Origin of the sequence: Sphingomonas sp. S-NIH.Pt3_0716 (assembly GCF_003950715.1) — a bacterium.
In the GTDB taxonomy this organism is placed as follows: Bacteria; Pseudomonadota; Alphaproteobacteria; order Sphingomonadales; family Sphingomonadaceae; genus Sphingobium; species Sphingobium yanoikuyae_A.
This window is the reverse complement of sequence record NZ_QLJK01000035.1, coordinates 1-21,676: the sequence shown is the minus strand read 5'-3', so window position 1 is coordinate 21,676 and position 21,676 is coordinate 1. Positions and strand designations below refer to the sequence as shown.

The 21,676-nt window shown below is 66.2% G+C and carries 15 protein-coding genes and 1 pseudogene; 5 read left to right on the top strand and 11 right to left on the bottom strand.

What is annotated here, in order from left to right; translation table 11 throughout:
- Window positions 1–203: 203 nt before the first annotated feature.
- The 3 genes from BRX37_RS22025 to BRX37_RS22015 are packed head-to-tail and all read right to left on the bottom strand — an operon-like array spanning window position 204 to window position 5,876.
- Window positions 204–1,574: an efflux transporter outer membrane subunit gene (locus tag BRX37_RS22025; RefSeq protein WP_125989451.1), complete on the bottom strand. Its 1,371-nt coding sequence runs from the start codon at window positions 1,572–1,574 to the stop codon at window positions 204–206.
- Window positions 1,571–4,732 (bottom strand): efflux RND transporter permease subunit, encoded by a 3,162-nt coding sequence (locus tag BRX37_RS22020; protein ID WP_010336212.1) that lies wholly within the window; start codon window positions 4,730–4,732, stop codon window positions 1,571–1,573. Before BRX37_RS22020 ends, BRX37_RS22025 begins: the two co-directional genes overlap by 4 nt.
- Before the next feature lie 10 nt (window positions 4,733–4,742).
- A complete protein-coding gene (locus BRX37_RS22015; RefSeq protein ID WP_026109107.1) occupies window positions 4,743–5,876 on the bottom strand; it encodes an efflux RND transporter periplasmic adaptor subunit in 1,134 nt (377 codons plus the stop codon).
- A 197-nt stretch (window positions 5,877–6,073) separates the two neighbouring features.
- Here BRX37_RS22015 and BRX37_RS22010 point away from each other — a divergent pair, with 197 nt between their 5' ends.
- Window positions 6,074–6,802: a response regulator gene (locus tag BRX37_RS22010; RefSeq protein ID WP_004209098.1), complete on the top strand. Its 729-nt coding sequence runs from the start codon at window positions 6,074–6,076 to the stop codon at window positions 6,800–6,802.
- The gene (locus BRX37_RS22005; protein WP_017500811.1) at window positions 6,799–8,169 is read left to right on the top strand and encodes an ATP-binding protein; all 1,371 of its coding nucleotides are present in this window, start codon (window positions 6,799–6,801) and stop codon (window positions 8,167–8,169) included. Before BRX37_RS22010 ends, BRX37_RS22005 begins: the two co-directional genes overlap by 4 nt.
- Here BRX37_RS22005 and BRX37_RS22000 read toward each other — a convergent pair.
- From BRX37_RS22000 to BRX37_RS21985, 4 genes are read right to left on the bottom strand one after another with little or no spacing between them, the layout of a single operon-like run.
- Window positions 8,166–8,480 carry a DUF3325 domain-containing protein gene (locus BRX37_RS22000; RefSeq protein WP_125989449.1) on the bottom strand — a complete coding sequence of 105 codons (315 nt, stop codon included), beginning with the start codon at window positions 8,478–8,480 and terminating at the stop codon, window positions 8,166–8,168. The genes BRX37_RS22005 and BRX37_RS22000 overlap by 4 nt on opposite strands.
- On the bottom strand, window positions 8,477–9,991 hold the full coding sequence (locus BRX37_RS21995; RefSeq protein WP_125989447.1) for a PepSY-associated TM helix domain-containing protein: 1,515 nt from the start codon (window positions 9,989–9,991) through the stop codon (window positions 8,477–8,479). The genes BRX37_RS22000 and BRX37_RS21995 overlap by 4 nt, the downstream gene beginning before the upstream one ends.
- On the bottom strand, window positions 9,988–10,296 hold the full coding sequence (locus BRX37_RS21990) for a ketohydroxyglutarate aldolase (RefSeq protein WP_125989445.1): 309 nt from the start codon (window positions 10,294–10,296) through the stop codon (window positions 9,988–9,990). Before BRX37_RS21990 ends, BRX37_RS21995 begins: the two co-directional genes overlap by 4 nt.
- Window positions 10,293–12,416 (bottom strand): TonB-dependent siderophore receptor, encoded by a 2,124-nt coding sequence (locus BRX37_RS21985; RefSeq protein WP_125989443.1) that lies wholly within the window; start codon window positions 12,414–12,416, stop codon window positions 10,293–10,295. The genes BRX37_RS21990 and BRX37_RS21985 overlap by 4 nt, the downstream gene beginning before the upstream one ends.
- A gap of 197 nt (window positions 12,417–12,613) precedes the next feature.
- Between BRX37_RS21985 and BRX37_RS21980 the strand changes: the two genes are divergently transcribed.
- A complete protein-coding gene (locus tag BRX37_RS21980) occupies window positions 12,614–15,007 on the top strand; it encodes a membrane-bound PQQ-dependent dehydrogenase, glucose/quinate/shikimate family (RefSeq protein WP_125989441.1) in 2,394 nt (797 codons plus the stop codon).
- A gap of 36 nt (window positions 15,008–15,043) precedes the next feature.
- On the opposite strand, the gene BRX37_RS21975 is transcribed toward BRX37_RS21980, so the two are convergent.
- On the bottom strand, window positions 15,044–16,213 hold the full coding sequence (locus BRX37_RS21975; protein WP_125989439.1) for a TonB-dependent receptor domain-containing protein: 1,170 nt from the start codon (window positions 16,211–16,213) through the stop codon (window positions 15,044–15,046).
- Window positions 16,210–17,295: an endonuclease/exonuclease/phosphatase family protein gene (locus BRX37_RS21970; RefSeq protein WP_125989437.1), complete on the bottom strand. Its 1,086-nt coding sequence runs from the start codon at window positions 17,293–17,295 to the stop codon at window positions 16,210–16,212. Before BRX37_RS21970 ends, BRX37_RS21975 begins: the two co-directional genes overlap by 4 nt.
- A 198-nt stretch (window positions 17,296–17,493) precedes the next feature.
- Here BRX37_RS21970 and BRX37_RS21965 point away from each other — a divergent pair, with 198 nt between their 5' ends.
- A complete protein-coding gene (locus tag BRX37_RS21965; protein WP_125989435.1) occupies window positions 17,494–18,264 on the top strand; it encodes a thioesterase family protein in 771 nt (256 codons plus the stop codon).
- Here the strand turns inward: BRX37_RS21965 and BRX37_RS21960 are convergent, their stop codons facing one another.
- Both BRX37_RS21960 and BRX37_RS21955 read right to left on the bottom strand, forming a co-directional pair.
- Window positions 18,265–19,599 carry an acetyl-CoA hydrolase/transferase family protein gene (locus BRX37_RS21960; RefSeq protein WP_125989433.1) on the bottom strand — a complete coding sequence of 445 codons (1,335 nt, stop codon included), beginning with the start codon at window positions 19,597–19,599 and terminating at the stop codon, window positions 18,265–18,267.
- 129 nt (window positions 19,600–19,728) lie between these two features.
- On the bottom strand, window positions 19,729–21,228 hold the full coding sequence (locus BRX37_RS21955) for a CoA-acylating methylmalonate-semialdehyde dehydrogenase (protein WP_125989431.1): 1,500 nt from the start codon (window positions 21,226–21,228) through the stop codon (window positions 19,729–19,731).
- 154 nt (window positions 21,229–21,382) lie between these two features.
- On the opposite strand from BRX37_RS21955, the pseudogene BRX37_RS21950 reads away from it, so the two are divergent.
- Window positions 21,383–21,676: pseudogene (locus BRX37_RS21950) on the top strand ((2,3-dihydroxybenzoyl)adenylate synthase); the annotation flags it as partial.

Here is a 21,676-nt window from a genome sequence, read left to right as displayed (position 1 = left end):
GATCAGGGCGTATGTCGGGATCGCGTCACGCTGGAGATCAGCTGGTTGATGACGCACTCATCCTGCGCGGCGGATGCACAGATGCCGCACAGCCAGTCCAGACACCGAGCCAGAAATGCCATGGCCCTCTCCTTCTTCTTTATGCGCGCAGAATAACAGGATTCGCGGGCATGGAAAAGCCGGAGAAGAGAGCGGATCGGCGCCTATTGGTCGGCGCCGATCACCCGGTAGAGCAGGATGCGATTCTGCACCGCCGCCAGCTGTGTCGCGATCGCCGACTGCTGCGCACTGTAGAGCGAACGCTGGCTGGTCAGCGAATTGAGGAAGGTGTCGATGCCGGCCCGATAGCGCTGGTCCGCCAGCGCATAATAGCGCTGGTTCGCCGTCACCAATGCCTGCTGCGCCGCCTGCTGCCGGTCGATCGTGCCGGCCCGCGCCAACCCGTCCGACACTTCCTGGAAGGCGGTCTGGATCGCCTTCTCATATTGCGCGACATAAAGGTCGCGCTGCGCCTTGCTATAGTCCAGATTGCCGCGCGCCGCCCCGCCGAAGATCGGCATGCTGGCCGAAGGCGCCGCCGACCAGGCAAATCCGCCATCGCTGAACAGCGAAGACAGAGCCGAGCTGGCCACGCCGATCGCCGTGGTCAGGCTGATCTTGGGGAACATCGCCGCCCGCGCTGCGCCGATATCGGCATTGGCGGCCTTGAGCTGATGTTCCGCCTGCAACACATCGGGTCGCTGCAACAGCACGTCAGAGGAGAGACCAGCGGGCACCTTCGCGGTCGATTGCAACAGGCTGTCGAGCGATTGCGGCAGCAACGCATCCTCGACCGGCGCACCAACCAGCAGTTCCAGCGCGTTGCGATCCTGCGCCACCTGGGTGAGATTCGCCTCGATGTCGGAGCGCGCCTGCTCCACCGTGGTTTCGGCCTGATGCACGTCCAGCTTACCGGCGAGGCCCGATGTGTTGAGCGTCTGCGTCAGTTTCAGGCTGCGCTCGGCGCTCGCCAGCGTCTGGCGCGACAGGGCGAGCAATTCCTGGTCCGCCGCCATCGTCGCATAGGCGTTCGCTGTCTCGGCAATCAGGGTGATGCGGGTCGACCGCATCCCTTCCTGCGTCGCCAGATAGGATTCGAGCGCCGACCGGGTCAGATTCTTGACCCGGCCGAACAGATCGATCTCGAACGCGCTGAAGCCGACATCGGCGCTATAGCTGTTCTGCCGATTGTCATTCTGGCGGCTGAAGCTCGCCGCCGCGTCACCCGTGATCGTCGGCAGCTGCGCCGCCCGCTCGACCTTATATTGCGCCCGCGCCGACTGGACATTGGCCAGCGCCACGCGCAGGTCGCGATTATTGGCCAGCGCCCGCTCGATCACGGTCTTGAGCCGGGTATCACCGATCAGCGCGGTCCAGGGCAGGCCCGCAGGCTCGGCACTGGCCGGGGCATAGGCCTCACCCGTCGGGAAGGCCGGCGCCACCGGCGTTTGCGGCCGGACATATTTGGGCGCCATGTCGCACCCGGCCAGCACCAGCGCCGACAGCGGCATCATCATCCATGCGGCGCGGGTCATGCGGGCACTCCGTCCACGGGCGGTTCCTGGGCCGGCGGCTCGCCACCCGGCTTCTTCTTGTCCATGCCGAACAGGCGGGCGATCGAGACGAAGAAGAGCGGGACGTAGAAGATCGCCAGCACCGTCGCCGTCACCATGCCGCCGACCACCGCCGTGCCGATCGCGACGCGGCTCTGCGCGCCCGCGCCGGTGGCGATGGCGAGCGGAATGACGCCCGCGATGAAGGCCAGGCTGGTCATCAGGATCGGACGGAAGCGCAGCCGCGCCGCCTCCAGCGCCGCTTCCAATGCATTGCGGCCATTGCGATGCGCCAGTTCGGCAAACTCGACGATCAGGATCGCATTCTTCGCCGCCAGGCCCATGGTGGTGAGCAGGCCGACCTGGAAGAAGATATTATTCTCCAGCCCGCGCAGCGTCACCGCCAGCACCGCACCGATCAGGCCGAGCGGAATGACCAGCAGCACCGACAGCGGGATCGACCAGCTTTCATAAAGGGCAGCGAGGCAGAGGAAGACCACCAGCACCGACAGGCCATAGAGCAGGGGCGCCTGTCCGCCGGACAATTGCTCCTGATAGCTGAGGCCGCTCCAGGCATAGCTGGTGCCGGCCGGCAGCTGCTTCTGCAGCGCCACCATCCGGTCCATCGCGTCACCCGAGCTGGCGCCCGGCGCCGACTGGCCCTGGATCTCGAAGGAGGACAGCCCGTTGAAGCGCTGCACGCTGCTCGGCCCCATCACCCAATGGCTGGTGGCGAAGGCGGAAAAGGGCACCATCTCGCCGGTCGTGCTCGACCGCACCATCCAGTTGTCGAGATCGCTCGGCAAGGCGCGATAGGGGGCGTCGGCCTGCATATAAACGCGCTTCACACGACCGCGATCGACGAAGTCGTTGACATAGGTGCTGCCCCAGGCGGAGCTGAGCACATCGTCGACATTGGCCTGGGTCAGGCCCAGCACGGTCAGCTTCTCGGTATCGATGTCGATCTTGAGCTGCGGCGTATCCTCCAGCGAGGCCGCCCGCACCCCAGCCAGCACCGGATCCTGCTGGGCGGACGCGATCAGCTGGTTGCGCAGCTCCAGGAAGCGCTCGCGGCTGAGGCCGCCGCTGTTCAGCAGTTCGAAGGTAAAGCCGTTGGACTGGCCCAGGCCGCGGATTGCCGGCGGCGTCATCGCCAGCACCTTGGCATCGCGGATCGCGCCCAGCTGCTTGGTCGCCCGGTTGGCGATCGTGCCGGCCTCGTTCGTCTTGCCCTTGCGGTCGTCCCATGGCGCCAGGTTGATGAAGCCCTGGCCGACATTCTCGCCCTGCCCCTGGAAACTGAAACCGGTCATGATGAAGGCGAAGGCGACATTGTCCTTCTCGTCATTCAGGAAATAGCTCTGCACCTGGTCGATCGCCGCATTGGTGCGGCTCGACTTGGCGCCGGACGGCAGCGTGACCTGCACCATCACCTGGCCCTGATCCTCGACCGGCAGGAAGCTGGTGGGCAGGCGCATGAACAGCACGACCAATATACCCAGCACCACCACATAGAGGCCCCAGAAGATACCCCGCTTGCCGATCACGCCCTGGGTGCGGCGGACATAGCCATTGGTCAGCCGCTCGAACCAGCGGTTGAACTTGCCGAACCAGCCCTTCTCGCGATGCGCCTTGTCGATCGGCTTCAGCATGGTGGCGCACAGGGCCGGCGACAGGATCAATGCGACCACGACCGACAACAGCATCGACGACACGATGGTGATCGAGAATTGGCGATAGATGACGCCGGTCGATCCGCCGAAGAAGGCCATGGGCAGCAGCACCGCCGACAGCACCAGCGCGATGCCGACCAGCGCACTGCCAATCTCCATCATCGACTTGATCGTGGCGTCGCGGGGCGACAGCCCCTCTTCCTCCATGATGCGCTCGACATTCTCCACCACGACGATCGCGTCGTCGACCAGCAGGCCGATCGACAACACCATGCCGAACAGGGTCAGCGTGTTGATCGAATAGCCGAACAGGGCAAGGATGCCGAAGGTGCCGAGCAGCACGACCGGCACCGCGATCGCGGGCACCAGCGTCGCGCGCCAGCTCTGCAGGAAGACGAACATCACGATGACGACCAGCACGACCGCCTCGATCAGCGTCTGCACGACTTCCTCGACCGACAGCTTGATGAAGGGCGTGGTGTCGCGCGGATAGACGATCTTGTAGCCGTGCGGCAGGTTGCCGCCCAGCTCGGCGACGCGCGCCTTCACCAGCTCGGCGGTCTTGAGCGCGTCGGCGCCGGGCGCCAGCTGCAACGCCATGCCCGATGCCGGATGGCCGTTGAGGCGCGCGCTGGTGGTATAGCTTTCATTGCCCAGCTCGACGCGGGCCACGTCGGACAGGTGGACGACCGACCCGTCGCTCTGCGTCTTCACCACGATGTTGCGGAACTGGTCCGGCGTTTCCAGGCGCGCACGCGCCGTGACGGTGGCGTTGATCTGCTGGTTCGCCGGTGCCGGATCGGCGCCGATCTGGCCGGCCGACACTTCGATATTCTGCGCCTTGATCGCGGTTTCGACGTCCGACGGCATCAGCTTGACCGCGGCCAGCTTATAGGGGTCCAGCCAGATGCGCATCGCATATTGCGACCCGAAGATCTGGGTCGCGCCGATGCCGTCGATACGGGCGATCGAATCCTGGAAATTATTGACCAGATAGTCGGCAATGTCCGCCTGGGTGGCATTGTCGGTCTCGTCATAGAGACCCACCAGCATCAGGAAGTCGGTCTGCTGCTTCGTGACCGACAGGCCCTGCTGCTGCACGGCGCTGGGCAGGCGGCTCAGCGCCTGCTGCACCCGGTTCTGCACCTGCACCTGCGCGGTGTCGGGATCGGTGCCCTTCTGGAAGGTGACGGTGATGCGCGACTGCCCCGTCGATGTCGACGAGGAGGAGAAATACATGAGACCATCGATGCCGGTCAGCTGCTGTTCGATGACCTGGGTGACGCTGGTCTCGACCGTTTCGGCCGACGCGCCCGGATAGGTGGCGCTGATGCCGACGCCCGGCGGCGCGATGTCGGGATATTGGGCGACCGGCAGCGACAGCATGCCGCCGAGGCCCGCCAACATGATGCCGATGGCGATGACCCAGGCAAAGATCGGCCGGTCGATGAAAAAGCGGCTCAGCACCGGGCCTCTCCTACTTCTTCGCCGCGACGGCGACGGGCTTTACCTTGTCGTCGGGCTGGACCTTGTCGGTGCCCTCGACGATCAGCCGGTCGCCGGCCTTCAGGCCTGCGGTGATCAGCCATTTGTCGCCGATCGCCTGCGCGGCGGTGACGGTGCGGCGCTCGACCTTGTTGTCCTTGGTCACGACCAGCGCGGTCGCGTTGCCCTTGGCGTCGCGGGCGATGCCCTGCTGCGGCGCCAGGATCGCGCCGGGCACGACCGACTGGGGCGCGACGACGCGCACGAACATGCCGGGCAGCAGCATGCCGTCGGGATTGGGGAAGCGCGCGCGCAGCGTCACCGTACCGCTGTCGACATCGACGATCGGCTCGGCAAATTCGATCCGCCCTTCCAGCGGATATTCGCTGCCGTCGTCCAGCTTCAGCCGGATCGTCGCGCTGGCCGGCAGCGTCTTGCCCGCCGCCAGCGATCGCCGCAATTGCAACAACTGGCTGCTCGACTGGGTGACGTCGACATAGATGGGGTCAAGCTGCTGGATCGTCGTCAGCGGATCGGTCTGGCTGGCGGTCACCAGCGCGCCGGGGGTGAAGAGGGTGCGGCCGATCCGGCCGCTGATGGGCGCACGGACCTGGGTGAAGGTCAGGTTCACATTGGCGGTGTCGAGCGAGGCGCGCGCCTGGCCCACGGCGGCCGCTGCCTGACGCGCCGTCGCGATCACATCGTCGCGGTCCTGCGCGCTCACCGCCTCGGTATCGCCAAGGCCGCGATAGCGCTGTGCCTTGGCCTGTGCCGCTACCGCCGTCGCCTGCGCGCTCACCAGCGCCGCCTGCGCCTCGTCGCGCGACGCGCGATAGAGCCGTTCGTCAATCTGGTAGAGCGGCTGGCCGGCCGTCACCATCGATCCTTCGGTGAACAGCCTTTTCTGGATCACGCCGGTGATCTGCGGCCGGACTTCCGACTGCATGGTCGACACGGTGCGCGCCGGCAATTCGGACGAGACGGTCACATTCTGTGCCGCCAGCGTCACCACGCCCACTTCCACAGGCCCTTTCTTTGGCGCCTTTTCCTGTCCGCAAGCGGTGATCAGGATGCATAATGCGATCGGTGCGACCCGGAGGCTCCGGAGCTCTGTGAAAATGGGCATGGCTTCACATCGTTACCGCCGGCAGGCAGCGCCGACGATCGCCTGATCGCGATTTGAGGCGTATCCTGCTAGACCAAGTTGATATCCTGACGCATCATCATGTCGCGTGACATCCGAACGCGTATCGCTTTGTATCGCCCTGTATCATCCCCGGTAGAGGCACAGACTTTTGCAATATCCGCCGCTAGAAGCGCAACATGGCTGACCTGTCCGATCCCCGCCGCAACAGCGTCATCGTCGTCGACGACGATGCCGATATTCGCGGTCTGATCGTCGATCAGTTGCGGCAGGAAAATTACGACCTGCTTTCTGCATCGAACCTGGCCGAACTGCGCCAGGCCCTGCGCGACCAGCCGGTCGACCTGATCGTCCTCGATCTCAACCTGCCCGATGGCGACGGCCTGTCGCTGTGCCGCGAGCTGCGCGCCGAAGGGTCGGGCATCCAGATCATCATGGTGACGGCGCGCGGCAGCGCGATCGACCGGGTGCTGGGGCTGGAACTGGGCGCCGACGATTATCTGACCAAGCCGTTCGAGCCGCGCGAGCTGCTGGTGCGCATCCGCAACCTGCTGCGCCGCCCCCGCGTCGAGGCGCCGGCACCCGCCGACCAGTCCCGCTATGCCGTCTTCGGTCCCTGGCGGCTCGATCTGCTGCAACGCCGGCTGATCGCCCCGGACGACCGGCTGGTGATGCTGTCCTCCGCCGAATTCCGCCTGCTCTCCCGCTTCATAGAGGAGCCCAATGTCGTGCTGGCGCGCGAGACGTTGCTGCCCGAGCGGCGCGCCACCGCCGCCTTCGACCGCACCATCGACCTGCAGGTCAGCCGCCTGCGCCAGAAGCTCGCCGGCGCCACCGGCGGCGCCGACCTGATCCTGACCGTTCGGGGCGAAGGCTATGTCCTCGCCAGCCCGGTGCGCTACGAATGATCGGCCAGCCGGTGCAGCGCGTGCGGGATTTCTTCCGCTCGATGGCGGGGCATATTTTCGTGCTGCTGACCGTCGGCATCTCGCTCTCGGCCATCCTCGCGCTCGCCGTGTCGGAACAGGGGCGGCGTCATGATTTCGAACGGGTCCGCCGCCAGCGCGTGCTGGCCAGCGCCTTCGACGTCGCCGACCGGCTGCGCCGCGATCCGGTGCGCGTCCAGCAGATGCTGGAAAATCATGGCATTGTCGGCGCTTCCATCGCCCCTGACGGCATCTCGATCAACGAGCCCGATCCCGATCTCGAAGCCGCGCTCGCCCGGCGTTTCGGCCCCCGCGCCCAGCCGGAGGCGGGACAGGTGCCCTTCGGCCTCTGTTTCCCGGACAAGGATGCCGGGCGCAGCCGGGCTGCCGGCCTGATCGATGCGCCCCGGCCCGATTGCTGGATCGTGCGCATGACCGACGCGACCGGCCAGCGCCGCGGCATGGCGCTCACCTTCCCGCGCCTCGCCCGGCCGCCCAGTTCGCTGTTCAGCCCGGCCTATCTGGTCGTCATCCTGCTTTCGGCCGCCGGCCTCTCGATCCTGATCGGCCGGATCGCCGCCAAGCCGCTGCGTCGCCTGTCCCAGGCCGCCGAAGCCTTTTCCGTGTCCCGCGACCCGGAGGAAATTCCCGAGCGCGGGCCGGAGGAGGTGCGCGCCGCCCTCTCCACCTTCAATCTGATGCAGCGCCGCGTCCGCGCCGGCTTCACCGAACGGACCCAGTTGCTGGCGGCGATCAGCCATGATCTCCAGACCCCGCTCACCCGGCTGCGGCTGCGGCTGGAACTGGTCGAGAATGAGGAACTGCGCGCCCGCCTGCTGCAGGATCATGAGGCGATGCAGCGGCTGGTGCGTGAAGGGCTGGACCTTGCCGCCAGCACCGAGACGCATGAGGAATGGTCGGTGATCGACCTTGATTCCCTGCTCGCCAGCATGGCCGAGGATGCGCAAGAGCTGGGCGCGCCCGTCCAGTTCGCCGCCGGTTGCGGCGCGTCGGTCCGGGTCAAGCCCAATGCGCTGACCCGCTGCATGAGCAATCTGGTCGACAATGCCGTAAAATATGGCGGATGCGCGGAGATCAGCTGCCTGCGCACGCCCGGCCATGTCACGATCGAGATACGCGACCATGGCCCCGGCATCCCGCCGCAGGATCTGGACCAGATGTTCGAACCCTTCACCCGCGGCGCCAGCAGCCAGCCGGGCGGCCGGCACGGCACCGGCATCGGCCTCACCATCGCGCGGTCGCTGGGCCTCAGCTTCGGTGCGATCGTCGCGCTGCGCAATGCGCCCGATGGCGGGCTGATCGCCAGTATCGAGATGAAGGCGGCCTAAACCGCGCCGACCACCATCAGCGCCAATGCCACCAGCAGCCCGCCGCGCGCCAGCCGGGGGCCATAGGTCAGCGCCAGCAGCACCGCCCCCGCCATCAGCGGCAGCAGCCCGCACCAGGTGACGATGCCGATCCCGTCGGTGCCGGCCAGGATCGCACCGATCAGCGACAGGGCAATCGCGCTCCAGCCGAGCAGCGGCAGATGCCGGGCCAGCCCATGGCGTTGCCATGGACCAAGCAGCGCCGGTCCATGCCGCGTCATCGCCGCCGCCAATGCGAAGAAGCCGATATAGAGCAGTCCCGCGACGATCATGCCGGCTGCTCCCGCATCCGCCGTCGCGCTGGCGTTGGCGCATTGCGCCGCCGCATCTGCCGACGCACGATCAGCGCAAGCGCGGCCGCCATGGCCAGGAACAGAAGATTGCCGGCCAGCAGGACCGGTTCGGTCGACCAGACCGGCCCCAGCACCGCCGCCAGTACACTGGCAAAGGCGAGCAGCCCCATCATCAGCGGCCAGCCGATGGCCGGTCGCAGCGCCAGCCCGGCCAGCACGGCCGCCGCCGCCGTCCACAAGGCCACGGACACTTCCGCGTCGGGGCGCCCCGCCATGCCGATCGGCAACAGGCGATTGGCGATGAAATAGGCCACGGCACCCAACGGCACGCCGGTGATCACGCCGACATTCAGCCGTTCAAGGATGCGATTGCCGATCGAGAGCGGCTGGCGCTCGCGCCGCTTGGCGATCCACAGCACCATGCCGGTCGAGATCGCCAGCGTCAGCATCGTCCCGCCCAGCACATAGAGCCAGCGCGTCGCCATCGGCGCGAAGCGGGCCATGTGCAGCCCATAGGCGACCTGATAGGTGCGCATCGCCGGCCGCCGTTCGACCCAGCTCTTGAGCAGCCGGCCGGTGGTGCCGTCGAAACTCGCCTGCCCCCGCATATAGCCGATCGTGTCGGCATCGGACTGGTAGACGGTGACGACCGATGCCGCGTCGCCGGGATTGAACACATAGACGCGGCCGACATGGCCGCCGCCAAATGCGCGCTCGGCCGCCGTCAGCATCGGTGCGATCGGCGCCAGCGACGCGGGCTTTCCGGCCGCCGGACGGGTCACCGAACCCGGCGCCAGCGCCTCGTACATCTCCATCACCTTGTCACCATAGCCGGCACTGATCGGCCAGGGCATGTTGAGCGACGCCAGCGTCAGCAGCCCGGTGAAGGTGATCATCAGGTGGAAGGGCATGGCGAGCACGCCGGTCGCATTATGCCCGTCGAGCCAGGACCGCTGCCCCTTGGCCGGGCGGAAGGTGAAGAAGTCCTTGAAGATGCGCTTGTGCGCGATGATGCCGGTGACCAGCGCGACCAGCATGACCATCGCCGCCAGCGAGGCGAGCAGCCGGCCCCAGGGATAGGGAATTTCCAGCTCGAAATGGAGGCGGTAGAAGAATTCGCCGCCCAGCGTCTCGCGCGCGACCGGCGCGCCGGTCACCGGATCGAGCGCGCGATACAGATAATCGCTGCCCTGGTCATAGGAGGCCTCGACCGTGTTGGCCCGGCCGTCAGGCGCGGTCAGATACCAGCCGGTGGAACCCGGCGCATGTTTCGACAGCCAGCCGGTCGCCGCGACGATCGCGCTCTTGCTATCCGCCTGCGCCGTCACTTCGGGCCGCATCCAGCGGCCGATTTCCGGCTTGAAGACGCTGAGCGTCCCGGCCAGGCATATGACGAACAGCACATAGCCCAGCAGCAGCCCGGTCCAGCCGTGCAGCCAGGCCATCGCCTGCCGCACGCCGTCGCGCACCATGGCCGATGCCCCGCTCATGCAAAGCCTCCGCTCGTCCAGACCAGCCCCGCCAACAGTGCGGAAAGAACTATCACGCCGCCCAGAGCGACCCAGGGCCCACGCGCGAGAAAGGCCCAGACGCTGACCGCCGGGGCGAACAGATAGGAGAACATGGTCGCGACCGTGACAGCCTCCAGCCGGCCCATCGGCAGGGTGCGGGCCAGCAACATCGCCGCCAGCGCCGCAACCGCATAGGCGCCCACTGTGCCCGCCAGCGTGCGCAGCGCGACATTGCCGCGATAACGCCAGCCGCTACGGGCGCGCAGAGCCGCCGCCTTCGTCAATAGTCGACGCTCAAGGTGAACACCGCCGTGCGCGGCGCGGCATAGAAGGCCTGGCCCCACATCAGGCTGCCCAGATATTTGGTGTTGGTGACATTCTTCACGTTCACGCTCGCCCGCAGATGATCGACCACCCGGATACCCGCCATCAGGTCGAGCACGGCATAGCTCTTCTGCTTAACGACCACATCGCCCATGTAAACATCGCCGTCATAGACATCGGTCAGCGTCGTCTTGATCGCATTCTGCCAGCGCAGCTGCACGCCCAGCTTCAGGTCGTTGAGCTGCGGCACCTGATAGGTGGTGGCCAGCTTCAGCGACTTGGTCGGCAACCAGGTGCGGGTGTCGTTGCCCTCGTCATCCTCGATATCATATTGGGTATAGCCACCGCTCAGCGTCCACTGGTCGGTGATCTTGCCCGCCACTTCCAGCTCGAAACCGGTCGAGGTGGTATCGACGCCGGCATAATAGCTGCCGCCGGCCTTGCCCGGTCCATCCTCGCCAAAGGTGCCGGCATAGTCGGCCAGTCCCTTCTGCTTGGCGCGGAACACGGTGGCGGTGGCATAGAGGCGATCGCCGAACCAGCTGCTCTTGATGCCGCCCTCGATGCTGGTGCCCTTGGCCGGGTCCAGCTTGCGATTATTGGCGTCGACCTCCGCCTGCGGATTATAGATGTCGGTATAGCTGGCATAGAGGGTGACGTTGGGCGTCACGTCATAGAGCAGGCCGAGATAGGGGCTGATCTTGTGGTCGTCGCGCGCCTGGTCGGTGCCATAGGAATAGCCGGACGACTTGATCCACATCGCGCTGGCGCCGACCACGCCCTTCAGCTGGTCAGTGAAGTTGAGATGGGCCGCGCCATAGAGGCGAGTCAGCTCGTCGCTATATTTGGCGGCCAGATATTCGCCCGGATAATCCGGTTCGGTCACCTGCGCGCTGCCCCAGTCATAGACCGACGGATAGACCAGCGCGCTGTCCTCGGCGAAATTCTCCCACTCCTTGGCGTTCGACTTGGCATAGGAGAGGCCCAGCACCAGCTTGTGCTCGCGGCCGAACAGGCTGAACGGACCGGTGGCGCTGAAATCGCCCAGATATTGCTTATAGTCGGACGGGTAGATGCCCGCCATGCCATAGACGCCCTCGCCGGTCTCCTTGTCGGGATAGCCATAGGCATAGAGCAGCTTCGCATTCTCCTGGAAGCGCTTGTAGGTGAACATCCCGCTCAGCGTCCATTGGCCCATGGTATAGACCAGCTCGCCAAAGCTATTCTGGTCCTTCGTGTTCCAATAGGTCCAGTCGGCCGAGGTTGTCGCCGAGCGCGCATAGTCGATCCGGGTGCCGTCGGTGAACACCAGCGGCATCGCCCCCCACAGCACGCCGTCGGCGTCATTTTCCTGGCGCGTATATCCGACCGTCGCCTTGAGATCGGGGGTCACCTGCCAGGCGACGATCGCGCCAAAGACGTCGCGATTGATGTGGTTATAGTCCAGATGGGTATCGCGATCCTCATGCGCATAGATGAAGCGCGCCGATACCGTATCGGTCACCGGGACATTGACGTCGCCCTCCACGCGCCACAGGTCGCGCGAGCCGACCTGGGCCGTGCCCTTGGCCTGGAACTCGTCGAGCGGCCGCTTGCGGACATAGTTGATCGTCGCCGACGGATTGCCGATGCCGGTCATGATCGCATTGGCGCCGCGCACCGCCTCGACATTCTCGAACAGGGCGGTGTCGAGGTCGCCGAACTGGATGCCCCAGGCGAGCGGCAGGCCGACACCATCGACCTGGAAGTTGGACACGTCGAAACCGCGCGAGTTGAAATAGGTGCGGTCCGTCTCGACGCGCTCGACATTGATGCCGATCGTCTGGTCGAGCAGGTCGTTGACATTGGTGATCGCGAAATCCTCGATCCGCTCGCGATTGATGATCGTCACCGACTGCGGCGTCTCGCGCACCGACAGCGACAGGGCAGTGGCGGAACTGGACGGCTGGTTGGCGGCGGTCACGACGATCCGCGACGCGTCCTCTGCGGCATTGTCCGCTTCTGCCGCGTGGGCGGCATGCGGCATCACGACAAGGGCAAAGCCGCTGCTCAACAGGAGGCGGCGCAAGGACAGACGCATTTTGATTTCCCCGATGGCTCTCTATCTGCGCCGCGCGTTAGGCATGTCCAGAATGCGAGTCAAACGCATTAGCATTGCATACGCGCTACAATCGCGCCACGAAGATGAAATTTTGTTCATGTCTGGAACGAAGCTGGTCGGTTTCTCCTTTGTAAACCGGCACCTGCCCGTGCCTCCTGCCCAGGGAGTATCCGACCATGACAAACGCACCGCCCCGCCGATCGATCGCCGCCCTGATATTGGGCATCGTCTTCGGCCTTATCGGGCTGGTGCTGACCGGCGGCGGCGCCTGGCTGCTGATCTCGGGCGGCTCGCCTTATTATCTGGTCACCGGCATCGCCCTGATCGTCGCGGGCGTGCTGCTGGCGCGCGGGCGCAAGGTGGGCGGCTGGCTCTACATTGTCATCTTCGCTGTCACTTTGCTCTGGGCCTATTGGGAAGTGGGCCTCAATCCCTGGGCACTGGTGCCGCGCGTCGTCGCCCCGCTGGTCCTCCTGATCGCGCTGCAACTGGTCTGGCCGACGCTCGACCGCAGCGCCGGTCGCTGGCGCCGTGCATGGGTCGGTGTGGCTGTCACTTTCGCTGTCGCCATCGGCTTTTTCTGGAGCATCGCCGGCAACTTCATCCCGCCGATGCTGCAGGGTCTGCCCGACGCCCGCTACGCCATGGCCGATCCCTCGATCGGCACTACCGGCGCCGACTGGCCGGCCTATGGCGGCACCAACAGCGCCCGGCGCTACTCGCCGCTCGCCCAGATCACGCCGGCCAATGTCGGAAACCTCAAGCGCGCCTGGCTGATCCACACCGGGGACCTGCCGGCCTCGGCCCAGATCCGCAACACCTATGGCGCGGAAAACACGCCGCTCAAGATCGGCGACACCCTCTATGTCTGCACGCCCAAGAGCATGGTGATCGCGCTCGATCCCGCCACCGGCAAGCAGAAATGGCGCTTCGATCCCAAGGTGTCGGACGAGGCCATTCCATACACCGCCGCCTGTCGCGGCGTCAGCTATTATGCCGTGCCCGGCGCCGCGGACGACGCGCCCTGCGCCCAGCGCATCATCCTCGGCACGCTCGACGCACGGATCATGGCGCTTGACGCCCGCACCGGCCAGCAGTGCCGCGACTTTGGCAGCAATGGCCAGGTCCGCATCACCGACGGCATGGGCCGCGTCCCTCCGGGCTATGTCTCCATCACCTCGCCGCCGACCATCGTGCGCGGCGTCATCGTCACCGGCCATCAGGTGCTGGACGGGCAGGATCGCTGGGCGCCGTCCGGCGTGATCCAGGCCTATGACGCGGTCACGGGCAAGATGCGCTGGGCCTGGGACATGATGCACCCGGAACGCAGCGGTCCGCCGCCGGCCGGCCAGACCTACACCCGCGGCACCCCGAACATGTGGACGATCGCCTCGGGCGACGAGCAGCTTGGCCTCGTCTATCTGCCGATGGGCAACAGCGCCGCCGATTATTACAGCAGCCTGCGCCGGCCGGAGGAAAATCGCTACGCCACCTCGCTGGTCGCGATCGACGTGATGACCGGCAAGCCGCGCTGGAATTTCCAGGCAGTGCGCAAGGATGTGTGGGACTATGATTTCGGCGCCCAGGCGACCCTGATCGATTTCCCGACGGCGCGGGGTCCGGTGCCGGCGATGCTGCTGCCCAGCAAGCAGGGCGACATCTATGTCCTCGACCGCCGCACCGGCCGGCCGCTGACCCCGATCGGTGATATCAAGGCACCGCAGATCGGTGTCGAGCCGGAGCAGCGCGCCGCCACCCAGCGCATCTCGCTCTACCACACGCTGCGCAAACCCGACCTTACCGAAAAGGACATGTGGGGCATGTCGCCGATCGACCAGATGATCTGCCGCATCCAGTTCCGCCGGGCGAGCTACAAGGGCTTCTTCACTCCGCCCGAAGCCGACAAGCGCTCGATCGAATATCCCGGCTATAATGGCGGCACCGACTGGGGTGGCATCGCCGTCGATCCGGCGCGCGGGGTGATCGTCGCCAATTATAACGACATGCCCAACTATGTCCGGCTGGTGCCTCGCAAGGAAGCCAACAAGAAGGGCTGGGCACCGCGCGACCAGGCACGCGGCGAAATTGGCGGGGCGGAAGGCGCGGGCGATCCGCAGGCGCACACCCCCTATGCGATCGACGTCAATGCCGGCTGGCGCCTGCCCTTCACCGGCCTGCTCTGCAAGCAGCCCCCCTATGGCGGCATCCGCGCGATCGACATCGCCACCGGCAAGACCATCTGGGATCGTCCCTTCGGCACCGCGCGCACCAACGGGCCGTTCGGCATCCCCTCGATGCTGCCGCTGACGATCGGCACGCCCAATAATGGCGGATCGGTGGTAACGGCCGGCGGGCTGATCTTCGTCGCCGCCGCGACCGACAATCTGATCCGCGCGATCGACCTCAAGACCGGCAAGACGCTGTGGCAGGATGTGCTGCCCGCCGGTGGTCAGGCGACGCCGATGACCTACAGCCAGAATGGCAAGCAATATCTGGTCATCATGGCCGGTGGTCATCATTTCATGCAGACGCCAGTGGGTGATGAACTGATCGCCTATGCCCTGAACTGAGACGCTTTACTGAGGTGCTTTCCGCCGCCCTTTGCCTTACCAGGCGAGGGCGGCGGTCAGCATCAGCGCCTGTGCCTGATCCTCCGGCCGCGCCGCGCCGGAGGCATCAACGCGCATCAGCCTGCTGCTCGCCAGTTGGCCGGGGTCGGTGAGGTGCAGGCCGACCCGCATCGGTCGACGCCCGGTCAACGCATAATCGACTCCGGCCTCCAGCCGCAGGCCAGCATCATCCTGCATCAGCGCCGGCGCGCTGCTCTGCGCCGCAGCAACCCGGCATCGCCATGGCCCCTGCGCCCACAGTCCTTCCAGCATCAGCTGCTGCTCCTGCACGCGGCCGCCCTGTTCCTGGCGCAGTCGCGCCACATGGTAGTGCACCGACAGGCTGAGCGCGGGCGTCAGCCGATGCTCCGCCCGCATCGCCAGCCCCCGCACATGCGCCGACCCGCGATTGACCGGCAGATAGCCGTCCTCGACAAAGGCCAGCCGGTCCTCGATCTCGCCGTCAAAGGCATCGACCGCCAACGTCAGGTCCGGCGCCACCATCCAGTCGCTGCCCAGCCGCATGCGGCTGTCGCGTTCCGGCCGCAAACCGGCCTGAAATGTGCGGAACGCCTCCCGCGTCAGCCCCAGCGCACCCGACAGGCCGACCCCGGCATAGGCCTCTATCGTCTCGCGATAATCCGCGCGCAGGGTGACGCCGGGCGCGGCGTCATAGGCCAGCCGCCCCGTCGGCAAGAACAGGTCGCGGCTCTTGATTGCGTCGCTGCCATAGAGCGCGGTCACATTGGCCCCGCGATTGTTGAGCTTGGCCCCCTGCCAGCCCAGCTCAGCCTGCAAGCCATCCGCCAGTGGCAGGCTGCCATGGGCGTCGACCAGCATCAGACTGCTGCGCGGCTGGGCATCGCCAGACAGGTCGGTAGGCAGGGGGACCGTACCGATCCGACGAGCCGGCAGCGCCACCATCCGGTTGCGCTTGCGCTGGACGGCGATGCCGATCGCCGCCGGCTCGGCCGGCGATGGCGCCAGCTCGACCGCATAGATGCGCGCTGGCTTCGCTGCACCGTCCAGCGGTGCGGGCAGCAGGGAAAAACGCAAGGGCCGTTTCAGCACAAAGCCGCCATGATCGGGGGTAATCGTCTGCGCCGATGCGGGGACCGCGAACGCCAGGGCTGCCAGCGGCACCAACATCCAGCGGATCATCGTCATGACGCCACCTGCGCCAATTGGATAGCGGCCCCGGCGCGACGTTCGGGTTCATAGGCGATCATGTAACCGAAATGGTCGGACAGTGGCGCGCCCTCCACTTCCGTACCAAAGGGCACGGCCGCGTGGATGGCCCGCATCGGCCGACCACGATCGTCGCGCGCGAACAGCCAGTCCTTGCCGCGCGCGCTCGCCTGTTCGAGATCCCGGTGCGTGCCGGCATCGGATGGCAGGCTGTCCGCCAGAGCCCGACGTGCGCCGCCCAGATGCGCCGCGACAAAGCCCATGCCCGCCCGCGCCCAGCGGGTGAAGAAGGCATGGATGCGGTTGCGATCGCCGCCGATATTAAGGTCGCCGCCCAGGATCATCGGCTGTCCGGCGGGAACATGGGCGCGCACGAAGTCGGCCAGCAGCCCGGCCTGCCGATCAAACGCCCGCTGCGACCGGGCGATCGCCACGCCTGCCGCCTTGCGCGCGTTGAGATGGGTGTTAACGATGCTGACTGGCCGGTCGAAGCCCGGCACCGCCAGATGAGCGATCAGCACGCCCTTGTTCGCCAGGCAATCGAAGCCGGCGCAGGCGAAATCGGGAAAGGCCATGCGATCGATGCCGGTGATCGGATAATCGGACAGGATTAGCAGACCGCTGTTCAACTGCTTGGGCACCGTCTCGCCCCGGTCCCAGCGCGCCGCCTGCAGAAAGTTGCGGTCATCCGATCCCGCCGCAATCGCCGTGCGCAACCCGCTGTCCGGCCCGATCGCGACATGGGCATAGCCCGCACGGCGCGCCAGTTGCGCGGCCTGCGGCGAAAAGGCTTCCTGCAGCAGGACGATATGCGGCTGGCGCCCGGCCCGGCGCAGCGCCGCCAGCCGATCGGCGATGCGGCCCAGTGCCTCGTCCCGGCCAAGGGCGATCGGCCAGGGCAGGCCCATCACATTATAGGTCATCACCGACAGCGGCCTATCCGGCTGTGGCGCGGTCACCGCCAGCCCGGCAGTATCGCTCCGCCGGCTTTCGCCCTGCGATCCCGTAGCGGCCAACACCGCCAGGCTCGCGACCAATATGGCACGCAAAGGCTTCGCCATCCCTCATTCCCCTGCCTCCTCCCTAGCAGGCGCATGAGTCACGCTCGTGTCGTTCGCGCGGCAGTGGGGTTAAATTTTGAAGGCGGCAATCGTCATCCGACCGACGCCGGACTGTCATCATCGCCGTCAGCTTGCGGGCGGACGGTTCCAGCTGATAGGGGAACTCCGACCCGCCCAGACGGCAATGAAGAGGATCCCATGGCCTATTTCCGGCGGCTTGATGCCCGCCATTTCACCCCGACGGAACTGGTCGGCGGCGCCTGGAACGTGACGGAGCAGCATGTTGCCCCCGCGATCGGCCTGCTGGCCCATGCGATCGAGGTGGACGCCAAATCCCGCCGGCCCGATCCGCTGCAACTGGGGCGCCTGTCCTATGATATCCTGGGCACCATCCCGCTCGATACGGTCGAAATCGACGTCAGCGTCATCCGACCCGGCCGCACCATCGAACTGGTCGAAGCGCGGCTCAGCCATGGCGGCCGGCCGGCAATCCTGCTGCGCGCCTGGCTGGCCCAGGCTTATGACACAAGCGCGATCGCCGGCGGCGGCTTCGATCCCATTCCCGGCCCGGAAACCATGGCACCCTGGGACGGCACCGGCGAATGGCCCGGCGGCTTCATCGCCAGCATCGATGCCCGCCGCCAATATGTCGCGCCGGGCCGCGCCATTGGCTGGATCCGCACACCCCATGCGCTGATCGCGGATGAGGCAGTATCACCGCTCGCCCGCGCCATGGGGCTGGTCGATACCGCCAATGGCCTGGCACCCCTGGTATCGACCGCCGACGCCGCCTTCCCCAATCTGGACCTCACCGCCCATATCTTCCGCGCGCCGGTCGGCGAATGGCTGGGTTGCGATGTCACCGTTTCCTTCGGCGCCGACGGCATCGGCCTTACCCACAGCATCCTGCATGACCGGGACGGCGCGATCGGCACCGTCTCGCAATGGCTGACGATCCGCCCGCGCTGATCAGCCGGCAAACAGCCCGGCGTCGAACGCGGCGCGGTCCAGCTGTTCGCGAAAATCGGGATGGGCGATGGCGATCAGGGCCTTGGCCCGCTCGCCCACCGACTTGCCCTTGAGGTCGGCCAGGCCATATTCGGTGACGATCAGATGCGTGTCCATGCGCGGCGTCGTCACCGGCCCGTCCAGACGCGGGGTGATGCGGGAAATCGTGCCCTTCGCCGCGGTCGAGTGGCAGGCGATGATCGATCGTCCACCACGCGAAGCATAGGCGCCGCGCACGAAATCCACCTGTCCGCCGGTGCCGCTAAACTGTCGCCCGTTGACGAATTCGGAATTGCAGGCGCCGTGGAAATCGACCTGCAACGTCGCGTTCACCGACACCATATTGTCATTGCGCGCGATCAGGAACGGGTTGTTCACATAATCGACCGGATGCGCCTCGACCGCCGGATTGTCGTGCAGGAAATCATAAAGCGCCTGGTCGCCGAGCGCGAAGGTATAGATCGCCTTGCCGGCATGGATCTGCTTGCGGCTATTGTCGACCACGCCCGACTGCATCAGCCCGGCAAGGCCCGTGGTCATCATCTCGGTATGGATGCCCAGATGCCGATGGTTGGCGAGACCCGCGCACACCGCCTCCGGCAGCGCGCCAATCCCCATCTGCAGGCAGTCGCCATCGCGGATCAGCCCGGCGACGGTGGCGCCGATCGCGTCGTCGACCGCCGTGCGGGTGATGGCCGGCAGCGTCGGCAGCGCGACATCATGCTCGACCAGCGCGGTCACGGCCGACAAGGGGATCATGCAGTCGCCTTGGACATAGGGCATATGCGCATTGACCTCCAGGATGATCCGGGTGCCCGGCTTGCGCGCCACCGCCAGCGCATAGTCGACATCGGTTCCCAGGCTGAAATTGCCGTCCGCATCCATCGGCGCGACCGTCGCGATCAGCGTGTCGACGCCGACATGCTCGACCATGGCGCGCGGCACCTGGCTGAAATGGCAGGGCAGGAAATCCACCATCGGCAGATGCGCGTCGCCATGCTGGCGATCCAGCGTCCGTTCGACGCCGCCATGGAACAGGCTCATCGGCGTGATCCGGTCGCGCAGCGCGAAGTCGAACACACTGGCCCCGGCGATCCCGGTGCAGAGCATGTAATAGATGCGCAGATCGGCGACAGAAGCGGACCGGGCGCGTTCGGCAAGGGCGGCGAGCAAGGCGGGCGGCTGGCCCGTCCCCAATGCCATGCAGATCTTGGCGCCCGACGGGATCAGCGCCGCCGCCTCCTGCGCCGAACGCCGTGTCTGCTGATATAATGCCTGGTCGCCCTTTGGGGTCATGGATCGCCTCTCTCCTGTGGTCGATCCCTAACCTATAGCGGCCGGCGCGCGTTTCACCACGCGGCAAAAGGACCAAGGGCGGGTCCGGTTGCCCGGCCCGCCCTCGTCTTCTCCTTCCCAGGAGACGCGTCAGCCCATAGTCGGGATGACGAAGCTCTGATCCAGCACCGCGCCGCCGCTCGGCCAGCGCTGGGTCACGGTCTTGACCCGCGTGTAGAAACGCACGCCGTCCATGCCATATTGGTTCATGTCGCCGAAGCCCGAGCGCTTCCAGCCGCCGAAGCTGTGATAGCTGACCGGCACCGGGATCGGCACGTTGATCCCGACCATGCCGACCTCGACATTGGCGCAGAAGCGGCGCGCGAAATCGCCATTGCGGGTGAAGAGCGCGACGCCGTTGCCATATTGATGCTTGGTCGGATAGCTGATCGCTTCCTCGAACGTTTCGGCGCGGACCATCTGCAGGACGGGACCGAAAATCTCCTCCTGATAGCTCTTCATCTGCGGCGTCACGCGGTCGAGCAGGGTCGGGGCGAGGAAGAAGCCATCCTCATAGCCCTGAAGGGCGAAGCCACGGCCGTCGATCACCAGCTCGGAGCCTTCGTCGACCGCCATCTGGATGTAATTTTCGATCCGCGCCTTGTGCGCGGCGCTCACCACCGGGCCATAATGGGCATCGGGATCGCTCGGCACGCCGACGCGCAGCCCGGCGATACCTGCTTCCAGCTTGGCGCGCAGCGCCACCGCCGTCTGCTCGCCCACCGGCACCACCACCGGCAGCGCCATGCAGCGTTCGCCCGCCGAACCATAGGCCGCGCCGAGAATGTCGGCGACCGCCTGATCCAGATCGGCGTCGGGCATGACGATGCCGTGATTCTTGGCGCCGCCCATGCACTGCATGCGCTTGCCGTTCGAAGCGCCCCGGCCATAGACATATTGGGCGATGTCGGACGAGCCGACGAAGCTGACCGCCTTGATCGCAGGATGATCGAGGATCGCGTCCACCACCTGCTTGTCGCCATGGACGACGTTCAGGATACCGGCCGGCAGGCCCGCCTCCATCGCCAGTTCGGCAAGGCGCACCGGCACAGAAGGATTGCGCTCGCTGGGCTTCAGAATGAAGGCATTGCCGCAGGCGATCGCCGGGGCGAACATCCACATCGGGATCATCGCCGGGAAGTTGAACGGGGTGATGCCCGCCGCGATGCCGATCGGCTGACGCAGCGAATAGACGTCGATGCCCGGACCCGCCCCCTCAGTATATTCGCCCTTCAGCAGATGCGGGATGCCACAGGCAAATTCGACCACGTCGAGGCCGCGCTGGATATCGCCCTTGGCATCGGAATGGACCTTGCCATGCTCGACCGACAGCAATTCGGCCAGCTCGTCCATATGCTGTTCGATCAGCGCCTTGAGGTTGAACATCACGCGGGCGCGGCGCTGCGGGTTCATCGCCGCCCAGGCGGGCTGCGCGGCCTGCGCATTGGCGACCGCTTCATCCAGTTCGCTGGGCGCCGACAGGCGGACTTGCGCCTGCACCTGGCCGGTGGCGGGGTTGAAGATGTCGCCCAGGCGCGTCGACGCCGATGCGCGATGCTGCCCCCCGATGAAATTGTCGACTATGCGCATGCTGCCCTCTCGAAACGGATCGGGTCGGCCATAAAGGAGGATCGGAAGGGTCGGAACCGGCTCGCCGATTTGATCGCGGGGACGTTGGATCGGCGCTACGCTTGCCCGGTCGGCGCTTCTTTCGCATGGCTCATCCATCGACAGCGGAGCGAGCATGGCCGGGACAGGAGCAGGACGGCGGATCACCGCCGCAGGGTGGGACATACGCTGGGACGCCGATCAGGCGGCGCAGGCCTATGCCGATGGCTGGTGGCGATCGGACACCGCTGCCGATGCGCTGGCGCATGCAGCGCGCGATACGCCCGACCGCATCCTGCTGATCGACGGCGATCATTGCCTGACCGCCGCCGGCCTGCACGATCAGGCGCAGCGTCTGGCGCAGGCGTTGCTGGTGCGCTTCCCGGTCGGCAGCCTACAATCACTCACGCTGCACAAATGGCAGGAGGCC